Genomic DNA, 20,303 nt, shown 5'->3' with positions numbered 1-20,303 from the left:
AAATCTGATTTATTCAACAAAGCCTATAAAAGAAATAAAGAAAAAGATGAAACTGGCTAGCACATATGAGTTGTATCAATTCGCGTATATGTTAAAATCACTCACGGACTCGACCTAATCTCCTTTTTTAATTGTTAACACAGGTATTTTTATGTTATTGTATGTTGTTTTGTCTATTTCGCTGGTTTTATTATATGGGATGATAATAAAATATAAAGTGAAGTCAAGGAAATCACAGGGTACTGTAAAAAAGCCTATGGCAATCAGAAATAATAGAAATCTAAAGTAGATTCAAAGAGAATAGCTTTCGGGTATAAATGTAGTTATTCCGTCTTCAGTAAGTTAATGATAAATGCTTTACTCTACCTGATGTTATACAGGACGAGTTTTTCTCACTTTTATCTAATGTGTATATTGTTTTTTCTTTATATCTAAAACTGAAGTCATTGATTCCAGACAGGGCGCGATGACGGTAGTTATCCCGCCTTGTCATCGCACAAGAATACTGAAACTCTACGGCCAATCCGACTGACCAGAATAATCAGAATTATTATTGCACAACAAATTTCATTTTCCTCACGTCAGTGATTCCGGCGGGCGTTAAGTAAAAACGGAGATGTTCTGCCAAATAATTTATGATTTAATGTAGCTCTATATTATTTTTCCCGGAAATTAGTTGCAACAGATATATTCTGTCTTTCTCAATGAGAGCTGGAAATGTATCGCCAGCAGCTGCCAGCAGAGACCATACTTCCAGGATAGCATAGGCCTTTGTATATTCAAGTGCGAAACCTAACCCTTCCAGAGAACCTGCTCTGCGAATATGTTCACATATTGCATTTTCACATACCCGTGTTAAGGCTTCATAACTGAGCGAAAAATCATATTTTTTATCCATCTTAAGCTATCTTCACCCAAATGCAGATATCCGGTTACACGTTGCAATGCGTAACATTATCAATAATAACCCGATTATAACATGAATTTTCGTTTTGTAATGCCGATGTCACACAACATTTTACTCTGTTTTTTTCAAAAAAGAGTGTCTTTATTTTGGTGTACACCTTAGTGTGCGATCGCCCAGCAAGAAATGAATATTCGTTCTATACTAGTGGGTAAAAAACCGCATTACATGCATCGCTTAAAAGTTGCACCATGCATCTGGAGCCTTCACGAGGCTATTAATAACGCATGAATTATCTCTGTAAATCATAACCAGTATCTATCCGAACCATGTCACATTATTTGATTCATACCCGGGATGAGTAAGGCAAGAATAGGTATACTGGAATAGTATGTTCAGTGCCAGCTAATCGGTCAGTGAAGTTGGCGAAAATATAGCTTTATATCTTTTCAATTTGAGGGGAGATCTGCATGGTTAGTCGTAAGCTGGAACGTTTGATTAGCCCTGGAAAGTGGATACATAATCTATCAGTCCTCTCTTTATCGATTCTTTCAGCTGGTATATTTTTTTTGTATTATCTGAGAGCGTATCTTACCTGATTTTTCGGGATAAAATTAAAGACTATACTTCCGATGTGCTTGTTCGCTCTGAATCGCTCCTGGTTCAGACTGAATCTGTCAAGACTGCTGCAAAGTCACATTTGAATATAGGAGACAGTCCATGTACTAATGAAAATATCCTACATCTTCGGGTTGTAGTATGGCCCTATCCGTTGATTAAAGATGTTGGCTACATCATAAAAGGAGAATTAGCCTGTAGTGCTCTGTGGGGGAGTTTACGTCCCACCTTAAGTCTGGAACATTTTGATAAAAAATGGACTTCGCGGGAAGGAGTGTGGCTTTTTGGTATTAAGCTTATGGATGATATATCCGTCAATGGATATATTTCTGAAGGTATTATGGTGACCCTATCACCATTTGTCTTCAGACGATTCGAAACTGATATGTATTCAAAAAACTTTAGCGCTGTTGTCGGAAATAGTAAGCATGACAGGCATTACTTCAATATAGGACCTGATGCTCCTCTTCTTGATCGGCATGATAGCGTTCCACTAAGGTTTAGAGTGTTTAGGGCATGTAGCCTACATTATGATCTCTGTGTTGCAGGAGGTGGGTATTTTACGGGGATATTTTCAGAGCACTGGAGCATACAAATGTTATTAGTAACAGTGTCACTACTTTCCGGTTTAATGATTTATATTATCATTATGAACAGAGCAGAACTCAATAGTTCACTATCTGCAAGGTTTGTAAAGGCTTTGAAAAATGAAGCCCTGTCGCTGGTCTATCAACCTATTTACAGAATTGAAGACGGACAGATCTGCGGATTTGAGGCCTTGCTCAGATGGAAAGATGAAAGACTCGGGAATATTAGCCCTGAAGTATTTATACCGCTTTCTGAAAGGGAAGGGTTGCAGGAGGATGTGACTTTATTCGTCATTAACCATGCTATCCGAGAATTTATCCATACTGCTATTCAGAATGAAATATTTTTGAGCGTAAACATTAATCCAAGCGATCTTGATTCAGAAAAATTCAGGGATAAACTACTAGGATTAATTTCTGAATATAACATCCCATATAAAACAATCCTTCTTGAAATTACGGAGCGTCAAGGAGGGGATTTTGAAGGTATGAAAATTCACATTGATAAATATAAAAATCATGGTGTCAGGTTTGCCATCGATGACTTTGGGACAGGATATTCTAATCTTAATCTGGTAACTGCGCTTGATGTAGATGAAATAAAAATAGACAAATCGCTAACTAGTGCTATTGGTACTGAATCTTTACGATATGATCTTCTTCCCGGACTGCATGAGATGTTCCGCTCCATTGCAGATAAGATTGTGTTTGAGGGTGTAGAGACTCAGGAGCAGGTGAACTATCTGAAGACGTTCTGGCCACAGAGTTATGCTCAGGGCTGGTATTACTCCAGAGCGCTTCCGCTGGAAGAAGCGAGAAAACTTACCATCCGGGAATTGAACTGACCGGCACTTTCAGCGCAAACACTCAGCAATTGCTTGCCGATCAGCTGGTAGAAATTGAAGGGCAGTGTAATCACCTGCTGCTGGCGCAGGGGAAAGCGTTACTGAAAAGTCGTTCTGAACTGCTTAAATAACAGAGAAACCAGGATGTGATTTGATGCAAAACACGGAACAGCGAATGTAATATTTACTGAGATGAGCGAGCTTTGTCTCATAGTACAGAGGAGTCGGGGCTGCCAGTATCCGGTAGACAGCATTATTCGTCTGCAACATAACTCTGCTGGTTGCTGCGGATAACTACTCAGCGCCTTCCAGAGATGGCATTGATGAAAGTAGTAGAAAAAACCTGGAATCTTTGAAGATGTGTCCCTACCTCAGGGGGCTGGAGTGCCATCTGGCCCTAATTCAGCACAGTGCTGCAGATATGTGTTATGTACAAGTAGACACTGTCTTGAAAATCAGAAGTCGTTGAGGGTTGAATGCAATTCCAATATTTGCTTCAGCAGATAACGAGGACCGCTATCTATTGCATCTAGTGAATAGGAAGCCGTTTCCATTTTTCTCTAAAGCAACTGGTGTTGACATCCTGAATTCCTTCAAATGTCTGATATTCCTTTTTTCAAAGCACTAGAAAAATACCCGAAAGCTGTTAATCTAATACATTGACTGACCATACAGTACAGCGTTATTTTGTTGGGTTTACTTCACGTACTTTTTATTGTCGGATACTGTTGGGAAAAGACACAAAGAAGCAAGCCATTAAGCGGAATACTGCGTAGGGTTAGAATATACAATTAACTTTTCCGTGATAGGACTAGTGATAACAATATTTCCAGCATGGGCTGACAGGAGTATAGATGGAACTGCTCTCCATAGGTTAATACATCTCGCAATTAACACGCCCGCATATGCCACAAAACTGACGCCCATTCTCGGAATTTTTTTTGCCATTATCTTTCCTGCGGCCTAATTACTTTCCCCACAACTATGGTTTTTTATTAGAGTCTTCACCACTAAATAAATTATAATAAATTGATTTTATTAGACATCTGTCAGAATCTATATGGTCAGCACGTATTGCATGCTCTAATGTTTCAAATGCTAAATTATGCGCGGCCTCAGAAAATATCCCAGGCCAACCCTTACTCAGCATAGACAGTCCTTTAAGGACTCTTATCTGTATCTCCCTCATACCGGCACCATCGCGCGCGACAGGTGAGAAAAAGTCTTCCAGTAGATCGTTATTCTGAAGTGGTGCAACATGAACTGAAGGATATTTCACTTCTATTTCATCAGATTTATTCTGCGCGTAAGTGGAAAGTATACGAACACCTCTGCCAATGACATCAATGGCGGTTCCAGGATCGTTCACTGCGGGGGAAAGTGCCCGGCAGGCTATTTCGGCCATGACGCTAAGACAAAATCGGGGATCCTGAGCAAATGAACGTACATCCGAGACAATAATCGTCTCAAGTAAATCGGCGCTGATTGATGACTCCTGGCCTTGACTCAGGTACAAAACGGGCATGGATGGATGGATGAAACTGCCTGGCTGCGCCACGAGGTATACATGACGGGGATCATTGGTCAGCAGCTTGCTAAGTTTCACCATATTAATATATTCAACATAGCCAATCTTCTTCGGATAAACTGCAACCGTTCCTTTCGGCTGTTCATTGTTCTCAAGCCATGGATATCCGCCGAGACAGGGATTTCTTGCTCTCGCAATAAATGTTTCGATGGCCGCCTGTTCTACTTTTGCCGTTGTCTCACCTACCCTTCCCAGAGAGGTCAAATGCTGTATCCAGCGAAGCAATGTGATGAGGATTAAGGCAATGACAACCAGTGTGACAATGAATAAAATGACTCTCCCCCTTTCTCCATAAGCTCCCATACTGAGGGCAATAATCCCTACCAGACTGAAGAGAAAAGAACCGATGAAGGTGGCCAGTACATTTTGTGTGGTTACGTCTTCAACAACTAAACGCGTAGCTCTGGGAGTCACATTAGTAGTGGCTGAACCGTAGGCTGTGACCATGATACTCAACGAAAAAGTGGTCACTGCCAGCATACTCGATGCCAGTATGTTCAGAATGTTATCGACTGCTTCCGCACCAACCTTCACGGAAACCGACTCAGGTATCATTGATTTAAAAAGAATTGATAAAAGGGCCGTTATTATCGCGACAATGGCGAATAACGTTGCCCTGAACCATAGCTTTTTAACTGTCTGCTTCAGAATCCATTTCCAGCGTGAAATCATTCTGCATTCCTCATATTGCGGCCGGGATAAATAATTGCCGCCCCCAGGACGGCATGTTGCTATTAACGAACGAGGTGCAGGAAGTGCAGATGTTTTTCGTACTGGTCCAGTATGTCATTAATCAGCTGCTCCTGGTTCCAGCCCATCACATCATAATTTTGACCGCCTTCTTTGAGATATACCTCAGCGCGATAATATCTATGTTGTTCAGTCTGCTGCTCATTATTATCCATCGCGGCGAGCGCGAAGGTCGGTGAGCTATACCCGCGAAGCCTCACTTCATATATAAAATTCAGCTCGTTACCCAAATCGACTTCAAGACGAATACGATCCTCGACTGCGTCACTGATGTGGCTTATCGTCCCCTGCTTGTTCAGCTCTTCCTGAACCAGCGTCATGGCGGGCTGGATGACGTCGTCCATAAAACGTTTCACAAGAGATCGCTTCGGCAGATACGCGATATTGCGTAACCTTCTCTGCCAGGGAATTGGGTTACGTGCAGCCGTAGGAGCAATTGTCGCCATGCTCAGGCTTTCACGCTTGGTCAAATCCCGGCGCAAAGCTTTTAAAAGTCCGTATATGGATATCAGTAAGATCACTGAGAAAGGCAATGCACTCGCTATTGTCACTGTTTGCAGCGCACTTAGCCCTCCGGCAAGGAGAAGCGCAATTGCGACAATGCCCATGAGCGAGGCCCAAAATATTCGCTGCCAGACGGGTGTGTTTGCCACTCCACCTGTTGCCAGAGTATCAACTACCATTGCCCCCGAGTCAGCAGACGTGACAAAGAAGACGATGACCATCGCCATTGCGATGAATGACAGCACGGAAGAGAACGGGAAATGCTCCAGGAAATTAAACAGGGCCAGCGCCACATCCTGCTGAACAGTATTGGCGAGGTCTGTGGCCCCCTGGTTCATAATGAGATAGATCGCGCTGTTACCAAACACTGTCATCCACATTAGCGTAAAACCCGCGGGAACAAACAGCACGCCGGTGACAAACTCGCGAATGGTTCGCCCGCGGGAGACCCGTGCGATGAACATCCCCACAAACGGCGACCATGAAAGCCACCATCCCCAGTACAGTAATGTCCAGCCCCCCAGCCATTTGCTCGACTTAGGCTCATACGCGTAAAGGTTGAACGTTTTACTCACCAGTTCCGAAAGATAACCGCCCGTATTTTCCACAAATGACTTCAGCAGAAGCACGGTTGGTCCCAGACACAGGACCAGCGCCAGGAGCAACAACGCCAGACCCAGATTGAGCTCAGACAGGATACGTATTCCCTTATCCAGGCCGGACACCACTGAAATCGTCGCTAACCCCGTGATGACCACGATCAGAATAACCTGCACCGTTTCATTGATGGGCACCCCGAAAAGATGGTTCAAACCGGCATTCACCTGCAAAACGCCGTAACCCAGCGATGTCGCGACGCCAAAGACCGTGCCTATAACAGCGAAAATATCAACCGCATGGCCTACAGGCCCGTATATGCGATCGCCAATAATGGGATAGAGTGCGGAGCGCAGAGTTAAAGGCAGACCGTGACGGTAACTGAAGAACGCCAGAATCAGCGCCACAATGGCATAAATTGCCCATGCGTGCAGTCCCCAGTGGAAGAAGGTCAGACGCATTGCTTCCTTGGCTGCCGCAACGGTTTCTGGCGTGCCAACGGGAGGCGAAAGATAATGCATTACAGGTTCGGCAACGCCAAAGAACATCAGGCCGATCCCCATCCCTGCCGAAAAAAGCATCGCAAACCAGGAATGGTAGCTGAAATCAGGCTGCGCATGGTCCGGGCCCAGCTTGATATCACCGTAGCGTGAGAGTCCAAGGAACGTGACACTTAGTAAAATCAGGGCCACAGCAAGGATGTAGAACCAGCTGGCATTCGTGAAGATTTGTTGCTGTAGTAGTTTAAAATTTTTGTCGGCGACATCCGGGAATACGGCGGCAAAGGCGACAAGAAGGAAAATTAGCAAAGCAGATGTAAAGAATACCGCTTTGTTAATCTGGCTTGTAGACTTCTTCGGGATTGTATCATTATCACTCATAATCATTTATTCCATTAATTAAATCCGCACTGGATAGACGGTACTACCTTTCACAGAGTAGCAAAGTTCAACTGGCTATGCGGCGTTAATCGGAACGCATGGTGTAATGAGTTCCGATACAAATCATCCGATATTCGGTAATGACTCCAACTTACTGATAGTGTTTTATGTTCAGATAATGCCCGATGACCTTGTCATACAGCTCCACCGATTTTGAGAACGACAGTGACTTCCGTCCCAGCCTTGCCAGATGTTGTCGCAGATTCAGGTTATGTCGCTCAATGCGCTGAGTGTAACGCTTGCTGATAACGTGCAGCTTTCCCTTCAGGCGGGATTCATACAGCGGCCAGCCATCCGTCATCCATACCACGACCTCAAAGGCCGACAGCAGGCTCAGAAGACGCTCCAGTGTGGCCAGAGTGCGTTCACCGAAGACGTGCGCCACAACCGTCCTCCGTATCCTGTCATACGCGTAAAACAGCCAGCGCTGACGTGATTTAGCACCGACGTAGCCCCACTGTTCGTCCATTTCAGCGCAGACAATCACATCACTGCCCGGTTGTATGCGCGAGGTTACCGACTGCGGCCTGAGTTTTTTAAGTGACGTAAAACCGTGTTGAGGCCAACGCCCATAATGCGTGCACTGGCGCGACATCCGACGCCATTCATGGCCATATCAATGATTTTCTGGTGCGTACCGGGCTGAGAGGCGGTGTAAGTGAACTGTAGTTGCCATGTTTTACGGCAATGAGAGCAGAGATAGCGCTGATGTCCGGCAGTGCTTTTGCCGTTACGCACCACGCCTTCAGTAGCGGAGCAGGAAGGACATCTGATGGAAATGGAAGCCACGCAAGCACCTTAAAATCACCATCATACACTAAATCAGTAAGTTGGCAGCATTACCAATCATCTGTTCTCCAATGACTGGTCTAAAAACTAGTATTAAGACTATCACTTATTTAAGTGATATTGGTTGTCTGGAGATTCAGGGGGCCAGTCTAGTGATCTTGACCCTCCATCTCCGAACAGCTTTTGTATCTTAAGTTAACGATGTCCGCTGCCGCCGGTATTCCCTCGGGGAGTGATATCCCAGCGCGCTGTGCGGGTGGTTTTCATTGTAATGCGTGAACGCTACTGCAAGGTTTCGCAGTGCTGTTCTCACATCCGGTTTTGGCATGAACGCGATATAGTCTTCTTTCATCGTTTTCACGAACCGTTCGGCCATGCCATTACTCTGCGGGCTGCTCACCGCTGTTGTGCGGGGCTCCAGATTCAGCTCTCTCGCGAACCTCCACGTTTCATACGCGGTATACGCTGAACCGTTGTCCGTCAGCCACTGCACCGCTGTATCGGGCAACCTGTCGCCGAAGCGCTTTTCCACCGACCTCAGCATCACATCCTGCACGGTTGAACTGTCATAGCCTCCCGTGCTTGCTGCCCAGTCTATGGCCTCACGGTCGCAGCAGTCCAGCGCGAACGTTACCCGCAGTTTTTCGCCGTTGTCGCAGCCGAACTCGAAGCCATCTGAACACCAGCGCATATCGCTTTCTGCCACCGCTATCTTGCCCTTATGTTCACGCTTCGGTCGCTCTGGTTTGTCATGCAACAACAACAGGTTATGCTCGCTCATTATCCTGTAAAGCCGTTTGGCGTTCACAGGTGGCTGTCCCTCTGTGCGACGTTGCTTGCGCAGGATGCCCCACACGCGTCGATAACCATAACTCGGCATATCGCTGATGATGTCGAGGATAGCCGACAGTATTTCTTCGTCTGCTTCGTCATTACGCCGGTTACAGCGCTTGTCCTGCCAGTCGGCAGAACGGTTAATCCGCAGTGACAGCTGCGCACGCGACACGCCCATGGTGCGGCTGACCAGGGCTATTCCCCGTCCTTTGGCAACAAGGGCGCGTGCGCTATCCATTTTCGCGACTGGCCGTACTCCACGGCTTCTTTCAGGATCTCAACTTCCATCGTCTTCTTGCCCAGAAGGCGCTGAAGTTCCCGGACCTGCTTCAGAGCAGCAGTAAGCTCAGAAGCAGGAACGACTTCCTCTCCGGCCGCAACGGCGGTGAGGCTGCCTTCCTGATATTGCTTCTTCCACTTAAACAGCAGGCTGGGCTGGATACCATGCAGGCGGGCGACATGGGAGACATTCATGCCCGGCTCCATCGTCTGCTGGATAATGGCGATCTTCTCCTGAGGAGTTTTACGTTTACGGGCTTCTTGCCCTAACAGGATCCCGGTCATCTCAAAATTGGCGTTAGTGTTAGACATATATTCAAGCCTATCTCTTATCTGGAGATACAGCTACTGTCCGGTGTTTCAGGGGGCTACATCATTATGGGCGTTGGCCTCAACACGGTTTTACGTCACTTAAAAAACTCAGGCCGCAGTCGGTAACCTCGCGCATACAACCGGGCAGTGATGTGATTGTCTGCGCTGAAATGGACGAACAGTGGGGCTACGTCGGTGCTAAATCACGTCAGCGCTGGCTGTTTTACGCGTATGACAGGATACGGAGGACGGTTGTGGCGCACGTCTTCGGTGAACGCACTCTGGCCACACTGGAGCGTCTTCTGAGCCTGCTGTCGGCCTTTGAGGTCGTGGTATGGATGACGGATGGCTGGCCGCTGTATGAATCACGCCTGAAGGGAAAGCTGCACGTTAACAGCAAGCGTTACACTCAGCGCATTGAGCGACATAACCTGAATCTGCGACAACATCTGGCAAGGCTGGGACGGAAGTCACTGTCGTTCTCAAAATCGGTGGAGCTGCATGACAAGGTCATCGGGCATTATCTGAACATAAAACACTATCAGTAAGTTGGGGTCATTACCCAGGCACAGTTAAGCAAAGAAGATCGCATTTACGTCAAAAAGTCCATTCGCTGGCTTACCCTGAAGCGACCCGGCAACCTGACGCCCGCAGAGCAAAAGGCGCTGGAGGTTGTAAAGCAGGCGATCCCAGCACTTGCCATGGCCTATGACTTCAAGGAAGCCTTCTTCTGCATCTACGACGAACCCGACAAGCAGAGTGCTCAGAACGCCTTTGAGGCTTGGAAGAACAGCCTGCCGCCTTATGGCATGGAGCCTTTCAAAAAACTGGTAAAAACGGTACACAACCATTACGACGACATCTTTGCCTACTGGGATGCGCCGTTCTCACTCACCAATGGCTATACCGAAGGGCTCAACGGTTTGATCAAGATGTCCAACCGGTTAGGTCGGGGTTATAGCTATGAGATCATCCGTGCAAAGACGTTGTACTCCAAAGAAGCCCGCAAGGTTGGCAGTGGTATTCGAGCAGGACGAGGCAAGGTCGAGTATGGACCGCACATTCCGACATTGTTGAAGCAGGCAGAAGGTGGAGAGTTGGATTAACGCGAGAGAGGGCGCGTCTGAGAATCCAACCAATGTTAGATTTTCGCAGGGTGGTGAAAAACAGAAAAATCCAACCAGAAGCAGCTTTTTGTCCGACTAAGAATCAAGGGTTAGAATGGATGAATTCCAACCCTAGAATGCAAATAGCCCATATAATAATTCCTTTCAGACAGGTACCGGTTAAGTGTAGCTGAGTCAGACAAAAAAGCCCCCTGACGGGGGGCAAAAATGTAGCAACGTTGTTTCAGGAAAATCTATCAGGGAAAAGGTAACAGCACGGATACTACCGTCGCATTCAGCCTGCATTGATCATGCGGCGGTGCGCTTCGGCCATGGCCTGATGTGGGCCGGATTGCCCGTTATTCATGAATTCATGAGCAACCGCTGCTCTTTCATGCTCATTCATCGCCGCGTAAGACGTTGACGGGACGGTCGTGGATACCGTGTTATTTCCCATCATCTTCTGATGACTTTCCACCATTTTCTGGTGAGCATCCGCCGAGCCGTTCGTCATGGTTTCATGAGCAATAATGGCCTGTTCATGCTGGTCCATACCGGTCATACGAGGAGCAGTCCCCTGGATCCCGACAGGAGCCTCAGCAGACTGCATCTGGTGAGCAGGAGCCTGTGCATTGTTGACGCGATCATGGATATTCACGGTTTCAGTGGCCCAGGCCGATGAAATTAAACCAAAGCCCAGCAAAGATGCTAATACGATATTTTTCATGATAACTCTCCATTTCTGAATTAGTGATGTCCGGGGAAGTACAACCGGTGTTTTCAGTTCCATAACTGAAACAAGTTCGGCAGCGTTTATTTCTCCGGAAGAGGGCTGGATATTCATTTCCTGGCGTACTCTGACGCCGGGTATTGATGAAGCAATCCAGCCTTCCTGATAAGTTGCACTAATTATATCGAATGGCTTCTGTTTGCTGCATGACAGGCTAATGACATCTTTGTCATTTACATCTTTATTTTCAGCATTGGGTTTCCGGGATCATTTTCTCCAGTCTGGGCACGGATAAGATAAAACGCGTGGAGCGTACGTCTGATTCCACCTGCACTCTTCCGTGATGTGCTTCCACGATTGACTTCACAATCGCAAGGCCGATGCCGCTGCCTTCTCCTTTTCGTTGTCTGGATGGATCCACCCGATAAAAACGGTCAAACAGCCTTGATAAATGTTCTTCAGGGATCGGTTTCCCCGGATTTTCAATCACAAGGTCAAAAAAGCTCTCCTGCTCTCTTATTGAGACGGTGATTGCCTGTCCCTCCGGGGTATAACGCAGGGCATTGGATAACAGATTATTGATCGCCCTTCTGAACATTTGTGGATCTCCCTCAACCAGGCAGGGCATCCCGTTAAATTTGAGCGTGATATTGCGTTCTTCGGCCCAGGCTTCGAAAAACTCGAAGACTTTCATGACTTCCGCTCTGAGGTCAAACATGACCCTGTCAGGTATCAGCTGATTATTATCTGCCTGTGCCAGGAACAGCATATCGCTGACCATTTTGGTCATCCGGTTATACTCTTCAAGACTGGAATAGAGGACATCCTCAAGTTCCCTCTGTGTTCGATCCTGACTCAGTGCGATTTCAGTCTGCGTCACCAGATTGGTGATGGGCGTTCTGATCTCATGCGCGATATCGGCAGAGAAATTGGCCTGGCGGGTAAAGACATCCTCAATCTTTCCAATCATATGATTGAACGAGATAACCAGTTGCTCCAGCTCAATGGGAACGCGTGTCGGTTCCAGTCGCGCATCAAGATTCTCGGAGGTGATGTTTTTAATGGCATTGCTGACATTACGAAGGGGCAGGTGCCCCTGACGGACAGCGATTCGAATGATCAGAACAATCAACAGGCTTATCACGACGGCAATCGCAATCAGGTTCTTTTTCAGCGCATCGAGGTAATGGAGATGGAAATTAATGGATAGGCCAGTCAGCATGACATAGTTCTGCTGTTTGCCCTGAAATATCGCCTGACCAGAGGAGGCGATAATCCTGTATGTTTCCATCTTCATTTCGGACCCGGTATCCATCGGTCCCGCAGGATCCTCCACCGTCCAGAGAAAGACATCCCGTGCGCGGCTGTGCTCGCTAAAATCTGCTGAATTCACTGCCGGGCGTAGTGCCGCCCCCTGAGCTGAGCTAAAGAGCACTTCACCCCTGGGATTGAGGAGCAAAAGGGCAACGTTGCGGTAGCTGGCAATTGATTCCTTTATTTTGCTTACTTTTTTTTCATCCGGATCTGCCGGGGACTGGAGTATACGGCTCAGTGTGGTGCTGATTTGTTGCAGATCGCTGACATCCTGCTCGGCAAAATGCTTTTCAACAGAATGCAGCATAAACCAGGTGAAGGCGATAAACGCCAGTATTGTGGACAGGCTGATAAAAAAGGTCAGCCGCAGAGCGAGTGAGAAAGGTCGTCTGGACGGTTTGCTATGCATCCGGGATCTCCAGCATGTAGCCCACGCCCCGCACTGTCTGGATCAGTTTTGTCCCGTAATCGTTGTCTATTTTAGCGCGGAGTCGCTTTACTGCGACATCAATCGCGTTAGTGTCGCTGTCAAAATTCATGTCCCAGACCTGAGAGGCAATCAGGGAGCGGGGAAGAACTTCTCCCTGATGGCGAATGAAGAATTCCAGCAAGCTGAACTCTTTACTGGTGAGCACAATGCGGTTCCCGGCGCGGCTGACTTTTCTGGATACGAGATCAACCGAGAGGTCAGCCACTTTAAGCTGGCTTTCCGTGATCATCGTGTTTCCCCGCCTGAGGAGGGTTCTTACCCGGGCGAGCAGTTCAGCAAACGCAAAGGGCTTCACCAGATAATCGTCCGCACCCAGCTCAAGTCCTTTGACCCTGTGTTCAATCGTGCCAAGGGCCGTCAGCAGTAATACCGGCATCCCCTTTCCGGCACTGCGCAGCATACGGATGATATCCCAGCCGTTTACATCAGGCAGCATGATATCCAGGATGACTAAATCATACTCGGCTGTCATGGCAAGATGATATCCGGTCAGACCATTATCAGCGTGATCCACGACGAACCCCGCCTCTGTCAGCCCCTTGCTGAGATATTCACCTGTTTTAATTTCGTCTTCAACGATTAATATTTTCATCATGCTCCCCGGCTGGCTGCTAATGTCATTTTATTGCGCCCACGATCGTTATCAACGGATTACAGCAAAAATGACAACATTGTCATTATCCTGTCACCCGGCAAACAGAGAGCGTTCGGTAAAGTATCCCTATCAATACTCTGGATTTCGTTTGAACCATTTACCAGGTCTGCCTGTACGAGAAGCGTTATGTTCAAATTAAAATTACTCAGCATCAGTACCATATTCATCCTGGCTGGTTGTGTTTCTCTGGCACCTGAATATCAGCGTCCGCCAGCTCCGGTTCCCCAGCAGTTTTCATTGTCTAAAAACAGTCTGACGCCTGCGGTAAACAGCTATCAGGATACGGGCTGGCGAAACTTTTTTGTCGATCCCCAGGTCAGCAGGCTGATCGGTGAAGCCCTGAATAATAACCGTGATTTGAGAATGGCTGCCCTGAAGGTTGAAGAGGCCCGGGCCCAGTTCAACGTCACGGATGCAGATCGTTATCCCCAACTGAATGCCTCATCCGGGATCACATACAACGGTGGTCTGAAAGGTGACAAGCCGACCACACAGGAGTACGACGCGGGTCTGGAGCTCAGCTATGAGCTCGATTTTTTTGGCAAACTTAAGAACATGAGTGAGGCTGATCGCCAGAACTACTTTGCCAGCGAAGAAGCCCGTCGTGCCGTACACATCCTGCTGGTCTCCAACGTTTCACAGAGCTATTTCAGCCAGCAACTGGCGTACGAACAACTCCGTATTGCGCGGGAAACGCTGAAAAATTATGAACAGTCCTATGCTTTCGTTGAGCAACAGCTCGTGACCGGGAGTACGAACGTTCTGGCACTTGAACAGGCGAGAGGACAAATCGAAAGTACCCGCGCCGAAATAGCCAAACGAGAAGGCGATCTGGCTCAGGCAAACAATGCCCTGCAACTGGTGCTGGGAACGTACCGCGCACTTCCGTCAGAAAAAGGGATGAAAGGCGGGGAGATCGCACCAGTAAAATTGCCACCAAATCTATCTTCACAAATTTTGCTGCAGCGACCGGATATTATGGAAGCGGAATATCAGCTGAAAGCGGCTGATGCCAATATTGGCGCAGCGCGAGCGGCCTTTTTCCCCTCCATTACCCTGACCAGTGGTCTTTCCGCAAGCAGTACGGAGCTGTCAAGCCTGTTTACGTCAGGAAGTGGAATGTGGAATTTTATCCCTAAAATTGAAATTCCTATTTTTAATGCTGGCAGGAATAAAGCCAATCTGAAGCTGGCTGAAATTCGCCAGCAACAATCGGTGGTTAATTACGAACAAAAAATTCAGTCAGCCTTTAAGGATGTTTCCGACACGCTTGCGCTGCGCGACAGTCTTAGCCAGCAACTTGAGTCACAGCAGCGTTATCTTGATTCACTTCAGATAACTCTCCAGCGTGCCAGAGGATTATATGCAAGTGGTGCTGTCAGTTACATCGAAGTGCTGGATGCAGAACGTTCCCTCTTCGCTACGCAGCAAACCATTCTCGATCTTACCTATTCCCGACAGGTTAACGAAATTAATCTGTTTACCGCGCTGGGTGGCGGTTGGGTAGAGTAAATTTATTTAATTAATCAGGAAATTAAAAATGCGTAATTCACTTAAAGCCGTTTTATTTGGTGCCTTCTCTGTCATGTTTTCTGCCGGTCTTCATGCTGAAACACATCAGCATGGCGATATGAATGCTGCCAGTGATGCTTCGGTACAGCAGGTTATCAAGGGCACCGGTGTCGTTAAAGACATTGATATGAATAGTAAAAAGATTACCATTTCGCACGAAGCAATCCCTGCTGTGGGCTGGCCTGCAATGACCATGCGCTTCACTTTTGTTAATGCAGACGACGCTATCAATGCCCTGAAAACCGGCAACCATGTCGATTTCTCGTTTATTCAGCAGGGCAATATCTCCTTACTCAAAAGCATTAACGTTACGCAATCCTGATTATCAGTCCGGAGCGAATACATCCAGTGCGCCTGAACATTCATTAAGGGATTACTGTGAATGAATGATCGGGCGCATATGCCAGGTGTTTTGATTTTTCAGCGAGAAATTGTATGGCTTCTTTAAAGATAAAATATGCTGCAATAATTATCAGCAGCCTCATAGCAGGGGGGCTGATATCGGTTACTGCCTGGCAGTATGTAAACTCATCACAAAAAACAGTACAAACCGAACAAAAGGCACCGGAGCGAAAGGTACTTTTCTGGTATGACCCGATGAAACCGGATACCAAATTTGATAAACCCGGAAAATCTCCCTTTATGGATATGGACCTGGTGCCGAAATATGCTGATGAAAGTGGCGATAAAAGCAGTGGCGGGATCCGTATCGATCCAACGCAGGTTCAGAATCTGGGATTAAAAACGCAAAAAGTCACGCGAGGAATGCTGAATTATTCCCAGACAATCCCGGCTAATGTCAGTTACAACGAGTATCAGTTTGTCATTGTGCAGGCGCGCTCTGACGGTTTCGTCGAAAAAGTGTATCCCCTGACGATTGGCGATCATGTGAAGAAAGGCACTCCGCTTATCGATATCACCATTCCTGAATGGGTTGAGGCACAAAGTGAGTTCCTGCTGTTATCCGGTACAGGCGGTACGTCAACCCAGATAAAAGGGGTTCTGGAGCGACTTCGTCTGGCTGGTATGCCGGAAGAGGATATTCAAAGGCTGCGTTCAACCCGCACAATCCAGACCCGTTTTACCATTAAAGCACCTATTGATGGTGTCATTACTGCGTTTGACCTGCGCACCGGCATGAATATTTCGAAAGATAAAGTAGTGGCTCAGATTCAGGGGATGGACCCGGTCTGGATCAGCGCTGCAGTGCCAGAATCTATCGCATATCTGCTGAAAGATACGTCGCAGTTTGAAATTTCGGTACCGGCTTATCCGGATAAAACATTCCATGTCGAAAAATGGAACATTCTTCCCAGCGTGGATCAGACAACCCGTACGCTTCAGGTCCGTCTCCAGGTTTCTAATAAGGATGAGTTTCTCAAGCCGGGCATGAATGCCTATCTGAAACTGAATACCAAGAGCCAGGAGATGCTGCTGATACCAAGCCAGGCCGTTATCGATACCGGCAAAGAACAGCGCGTGATTACTGTTGATGATGAAGGCAAGTTTGTGCCGAAACAGATCCACGTTCTGCATGAATCACAGCAACAGTCCGGCATCGGTTCCGGCCTGAATGAAGGCGATACCGTGGTGGTCAGTGGCCTGTTCCTCATTGACTCCGAAGCCAATATTACGGGCGCGCTGGAACGTATGCGCCACCCTGAAAAAACAGAAAGCAGTATGCCAGCAATGTCTGACCAGCCTGTAAATATGCATTCAGGGCACTGAGGAGACGACGATGATTGAATGGATTATCCGGCGCTCTGTCGCCAACCGTTTCCTGGTCATGATGGGGGCCCTGTTTCTCAGCATCTGGGGTACATGGACGATTATTAACACGCCGGTCGATGCCTTGCCTGACCTGTCAGATGTACAGGTCATTATCAAAACCAGCTATCCCGGCCAGGCCCCGCAGATTGTAGAAAACCAGGTCACCTATCCACTTACCACCACCATGCTGTCCGTACCTGGCGCAAAAACCGTGCGTGGTTTTTCACAGTTCGGGGATTCGTATGTGTATGTCATTTTTGAAGACGGCACCGATCTGTACTGGGCCCGTTCCCGCGTGCTGGAATATCTGAATCAGGTTCAGGGAAAACTGCCTGCCGGTGTGAGTTCTGAAATCGGTCCTGATGCCACGGGTGTGGGCTGGATTTTTGAATATGCCCTTGTCGATCGCAACGGAAAACACGACCTTTCAGAACTGCGCTCTCTGCAGGACTGGTTCCTGAAATTTGAGCTGAAAACCATCCCGAACGTGGCTGAGGTCGCTTCGGTTGGCGGCGTGGTGAAACAGTACCAGATTCAGGTCAATCCGGTAAAACTGTCCCAGTACGGTATCAGCCTGCCCGAAGTGAAACAGGCACTTGAATCGTCTAACCAGGAGGCCGGTGGCTCATCCGTTGAAATGGCCGAAGCGGAGTATATGGTCCGTGCCAGCGGTTATCTTCAGAGCATTGATGATTTTAATAACATCGTCCTGAAAACAGGTGAGAACGGCGTGCCGGTTTATCTGCGGGATGTTGCCCGCGTGCAGACCGGGCCCGAAATGAGGCGTGGTATTGCCGAGCTGAACGGCCAGGGAGAAGTCGCTGGCGGCGTGGTGATCCTGCGGTCGGGTAAAAATGCGCGCGACGTTATCACGGCAGTGAGGGATAAACTGGAGACGCTGAAGGCCAGCCTGCCGGAAGGCGTTGAAATCGTGACCACCTACGATCGCAGCCAGTTAATCGACCGGGCGATTGATAACCTCAGTTACAAGCTTCTTGAAGAGTTTATCGTTGTTGCTGTCGTTTGCGCACTGTTCCTCTGGCATGTCCGTTCTGCCCTGGTGGCGATTATTTCTCTGCCACTTGGCCTGTGTATCGCCTTTATCGTCATGCACTTCCAGGGACTGAACGCCAATATCATGTCGCTGGGAGGGATAGCGATTGCCGTCGGTGCGATGGTGGATGCCGCCATTGTGATGATTGAAAATGCGCACAAACGGCTTGAGGAGTGGGATCATCAGCATCCGGGTGAGCAGATTGACAACGCCACCCGCTGGAAGGTGATTACCGACGCCTCCGTGGAAGTGGGACCCGCGTTGTTCATTAGCCTGCTGATCATCACCCTGTCCTTTATTCCTATCTTTACCCTGGAAGGGCAGGAAGGTCGTCTGTTTGGCCCGCTGGCATTCACGAAAACGTACTCCATGGCGGGAGCGGCCGCACTGGCCATCATCGTCATTCCTATTCTGATGGGATTCTGGATCCGGGGGAAAATTCCTGCCGAGACAAGTAACCCCCTGAACCGGGTGCTGATCAAAGCGTATCATCCTTTGCTGCTGCGGGTCCTCCACTGGCCAAAAACAACCCTGCTGGTTGCGGCCTTGTCCATTTTCACGGTTATCTGGCCACTGAGTCAGGTGGGCGGTGAATTTCTGCCGAAGATTAACGAGGGCGATCTGCTGTATATGCCGTCGACCTTGCCTGGCGTCTCTCCGGCAGAAGCTGCAGCGCTCCTGCAGACAACAGACAAGTTAATCAAAAGCGTTCCTGAAGTGGCTTCTGTATTTGGCAAGACCGGTAAAGCAGAGACCGCAACGGATTCCGCGCCGCTCGAAATGGTGGAAACCACGATCCAGCTCAAACCTGAGGATCAGTGGCGTCCCGGCATGACAATTGACAAGATTATTGATGAACTCGACAGGACAGTCCGTTTACCGGGTCTGGCAAACCTCTGGGTGCCGCCTATCCGTAACCGTATTGATATGCTCTCAACCGGGATCAAAAGCCCGATAGGTATCAAAGTGTCCGGGACTGTTCTGTCCGATATCGACGCGACGGCGCAGAGTATCGAGGCGGTAGCCAAAACCGTGCCTGGCGTGGTGTCTGTCCTGGCTGAGCGACTTGAGGGCGGGCGCTACATCGATATCGATATCAACCGGGAGAAAGCTTCCCGGTACGGGATGACTGTGGGCGACGTCCAGCTGTTCGTCTCTTCAGCAATCGGTGGGGCTATGGTGGGTGAGACGGTTGAAGGCGTGGCCCGGTACCCTATTAACATTCGCTATCCGCAGGATTACCGTAACAGTCCGCAGGCGTTGAGAGAGATGCCAATCCTGACCCCAATGAAGCAGCAAATTACGCTGGGCGATGTTGCCGATATTAAGGTCGTTTCCGGACCAACCATGCTGAAAACCGAAAATGCCCGGCCAGCCAGCTGGATTTATGTTGATGCCCGCGGCAGGGACATGGTGTCGGTGGTGAACGATATTAAGACGGCCATCAGTGAGAAAGTGAAACTGAGACCGGGGACCAGTGTGGCATTCTCAGGACAGTTTGAATTACTCGAGCACGCCAATAAGAAATTAAAACTGATGGTACCGATGACGGTGATGATCATCTTCATCCTGTTATATCTGGCATTCCGCCGGGCTGATGAGGCCTTACTTATTCTGATGAGCCTGCCGTTTGCCCTGGTTGGCGGGATATGGTTCCTGTACTGGCAGGGCTTCCATATGTCAGTGGCGACCGGAACCGGGTTTATCGCCCTGGCCGGGGTGGCAGCAGAGTTTGGCGTGGTCATGCTGATGTATCTGCGTCATGCCATTGAAGCGCACCCGGAATTGTCCCGTAAAGAGACGTTCACACCGGAAGGCCTTGATGAAGCCCTCTATCATGGTGCCGTACTGCGTGTCCGGCCGAAAGCCATGACCGTGGCGGTGATCATTGCGGGTCTGCTGCCAATACTCTGGGGAACCGGTGCAGGTTCAGAAGTCATGAGCCGTATCGCGGCACCCATGATTGGTGGGATGATCACGGCTCCGCTGCTGTCCCTGTTCATTATTCCTGCCGCCTACAAATTAATCTGGCTGCGCAGACATAAAAAAAGCGTGTCCTGAACC

General features: G+C 48.3%; 13 protein-coding genes and 3 pseudogenes. 8 read left to right on the top strand and 8 right to left on the bottom strand.

What is annotated here, in order from left to right:
* Positions 1–640: 640 nt before the first annotated feature.
* Entirely contained in the window at positions 641–898 is a 258-nt protein-coding gene (locus tag KHQ28_RS07185; protein ID WP_004197688.1) for a hypothetical protein, read from the bottom strand.
* A gap of 640 nt (positions 899–1,538) precedes the next feature.
* On the opposite strand from KHQ28_RS07185, the pseudogene KHQ28_RS29130 reads away from it, so the two are divergent.
* Positions 1,539–2,054 (top strand): annotated as a pseudogene (locus KHQ28_RS29130) (CSS-motif domain-containing protein); the annotation flags it as partial.
* A 63-nt stretch (positions 2,055–2,117) separates the two neighbouring features.
* The gene (locus KHQ28_RS29125; RefSeq protein ID WP_004178087.1) at positions 2,118–2,954 is read left to right on the top strand and encodes an EAL domain-containing protein; all 837 of its coding nucleotides are present in this window, start codon (positions 2,118–2,120) and stop codon (positions 2,952–2,954) included.
* A 982-nt stretch (positions 2,955–3,936) separates the two neighbouring features.
* Here the strand turns inward: KHQ28_RS29125 and KHQ28_RS07175 are convergent.
* From KHQ28_RS07175 to KHQ28_RS07160, 4 genes are all read right to left on the bottom strand, one after another.
* Positions 3,937–5,214: a DUF2254 domain-containing protein gene (locus tag KHQ28_RS07175; protein ID WP_004152070.1), complete on the bottom strand. Its 1,278-nt coding sequence runs from the start codon at positions 5,212–5,214 to the stop codon at positions 3,937–3,939.
* A 62-nt stretch (positions 5,215–5,276) separates the two neighbouring features.
* Complete coding sequence (locus KHQ28_RS07170; RefSeq protein WP_004178088.1) at positions 5,277–7,274, bottom strand: choline BCCT transporter BetT; 1,998 nt, start codon at positions 7,272–7,274, stop codon at positions 5,277–5,279.
* Between the two features lie 151 nt (positions 7,275–7,425).
* Positions 7,426–8,123, bottom strand: a protein-coding gene (locus KHQ28_RS07165; protein ID WP_223174975.1) for an IS1 family transposase whose coding sequence is annotated in 2 segments (ribosomal slippage) — positions 7,426–7,874 and positions 7,874–8,123 — 699 coding nt in all. Because the reading frame shifts where the segments join, the coding sequence is not laid out codon by codon here.
* Between the two features lie 190 nt (positions 8,124–8,313).
* Positions 8,314–9,521 (bottom strand): IS3 family transposase gene (locus tag KHQ28_RS07160; protein WP_087530333.1). Its coding sequence is split into 2 segments (ribosomal slippage): positions 8,314–9,200 and positions 9,200–9,521, totalling 1,209 coding nucleotides; the frame shifts between segments, so codons are not numbered across the junction.
* Positions 9,522–9,611: 90 nt separating this feature from the next.
* Between KHQ28_RS07160 and KHQ28_RS07155 the strand changes: the two are divergent.
* Together KHQ28_RS07155 and KHQ28_RS07150 are read left to right on the top strand one after the other, a co-directional pair.
* A pseudogene (locus KHQ28_RS07155) lies at positions 9,612–10,096 on the top strand (IS1-like element IS1X2 family transposase); the annotation flags it as partial.
* A gap of 15 nt (positions 10,097–10,111) precedes the next feature.
* Positions 10,112–10,654: pseudogene (locus KHQ28_RS07150) on the top strand (ISL3-like element ISKpn25 family transposase); the annotation flags it as partial.
* A 295-nt stretch (positions 10,655–10,949) separates the two neighbouring features.
* Here KHQ28_RS07150 and silE read toward each other — a convergent pair.
* From silE to silR, 3 genes are all read right to left on the bottom strand, one after another.
* A complete protein-coding gene (gene silE / locus KHQ28_RS07145) occupies positions 10,950–11,381 on the bottom strand; it encodes a silver-binding protein SilE (RefSeq protein ID WP_004178091.1) in 432 nt (143 codons plus the stop codon).
* A 250-nt stretch (positions 11,382–11,631) separates the two neighbouring features.
* Positions 11,632–13,107 carry a copper/silver sensor histidine kinase SilS gene (gene silS, locus KHQ28_RS07140; protein ID WP_003032875.1) on the bottom strand — a complete coding sequence of 492 codons (1,476 nt, stop codon included), beginning with the start codon at positions 13,105–13,107 and terminating at the stop codon, positions 11,632–11,634.
* Positions 13,100–13,780, bottom strand: coding sequence for a copper/silver response regulator transcription factor SilR (gene silR, locus KHQ28_RS07135; protein ID WP_001572351.1), 681 nt, complete (start codon positions 13,778–13,780; stop codon positions 13,100–13,102). The genes silS and silR overlap by 8 nt, the downstream gene beginning before the upstream one ends.
* A 189-nt stretch (positions 13,781–13,969) precedes the next feature.
* On the opposite strand from silR, the gene silC reads away from it, so the two are divergent.
* The 4 genes from silC (at position 13,970) to silA (ending at position 20,300) form a co-directional block, all read left to right on the top strand.
* The gene (silC, locus tag KHQ28_RS07130; protein WP_000475512.1) at positions 13,970–15,355 is read left to right on the top strand and encodes a Cu(+)/Ag(+) efflux RND transporter outer membrane channel SilC; all 1,386 of its coding nucleotides are present in this window, start codon (positions 13,970–13,972) and stop codon (positions 15,353–15,355) included.
* 28 nt (positions 15,356–15,383) lie between these two features.
* A complete protein-coding gene (gene cusF, locus KHQ28_RS07125; protein ID WP_001246153.1) occupies positions 15,384–15,737 on the top strand; it encodes a cation efflux system protein CusF in 354 nt (117 codons plus the stop codon).
* A 113-nt stretch (positions 15,738–15,850) separates the two neighbouring features.
* Positions 15,851–17,143 (top strand): Cu(+)/Ag(+) efflux RND transporter periplasmic adaptor subunit SilB, encoded by a 1,293-nt coding sequence (gene silB, locus KHQ28_RS07120; protein WP_004098959.1) that lies wholly within the window; start codon positions 15,851–15,853, stop codon positions 17,141–17,143.
* Positions 17,144–17,153: 10 nt separating this feature from the next.
* Positions 17,154–20,300: a Cu(+)/Ag(+) efflux RND transporter permease subunit SilA gene (silA, locus tag KHQ28_RS07115; RefSeq protein WP_004098958.1), complete on the top strand. Its 3,147-nt coding sequence runs from the start codon at positions 17,154–17,156 to the stop codon at positions 20,298–20,300.
* Positions 20,301–20,303 lie beyond the last annotated feature (3 nt).

Origin of the sequence: Klebsiella sp. 28, from assembly GCF_018223905.1 — a bacterium.
Lineage (GTDB): Bacteria > Pseudomonadota > Gammaproteobacteria > Enterobacterales > Enterobacteriaceae > Klebsiella > Klebsiella pneumoniae.
This window is presented reverse-complemented; position numbering and strand designations above follow the sequence as displayed.

Bases quoted from the DNA above. Each gene is read 5' to 3' on its own strand.
- KHQ28_RS07185 (WP_004197688.1), bottom strand. From the start codon at position 898: ATGGATAAAAAATATGATTTTTCGCTCAGTTATGAAGCCTTAACACGG.
- KHQ28_RS29125 (WP_004178087.1), top strand. From the start codon at position 2,118: ATGTTATTAGTAACAGTGTCACTACTTTCCGGTTTAATGATTTATATT.
- KHQ28_RS07175 (WP_004152070.1), bottom strand. From the start codon at position 5,214: ATGATTTCACGCTGGAAATGGATTCTGAAGCAGACAGTTAAAAAGCTA.
- KHQ28_RS07170 (WP_004178088.1), bottom strand. From the start codon at position 7,274: ATGAGTGATAATGATACAATCCCGAAGAAGTCTACAAGCCAGATTAAC.
- silE (WP_004178091.1), bottom strand. From the start codon at position 11,381: ATGAAAAATATCGTATTAGCATCTTTGCTGGGCTTTGGTTTAATTTCA.
- silS (WP_003032875.1), bottom strand. From the start codon at position 13,107: ATGCATAGCAAACCGTCCAGACGACCTTTCTCACTCGCTCTGCGGCTG.
- silR (WP_001572351.1), bottom strand. From the start codon at position 13,780: ATGAAAATATTAATCGTTGAAGACGAAATTAAAACAGGTGAATATCTC.
- silC (WP_000475512.1), top strand. From the start codon at position 13,970: ATGTTCAAATTAAAATTACTCAGCATCAGTACCATATTCATCCTGGCT.
- cusF (WP_001246153.1), top strand. From the start codon at position 15,384: ATGCGTAATTCACTTAAAGCCGTTTTATTTGGTGCCTTCTCTGTCATG.
- silB (WP_004098959.1), top strand. From the start codon at position 15,851: ATGGCTTCTTTAAAGATAAAATATGCTGCAATAATTATCAGCAGCCTC.
- silA (WP_004098958.1), top strand. From the start codon at position 17,154: ATGATTGAATGGATTATCCGGCGCTCTGTCGCCAACCGTTTCCTGGTC.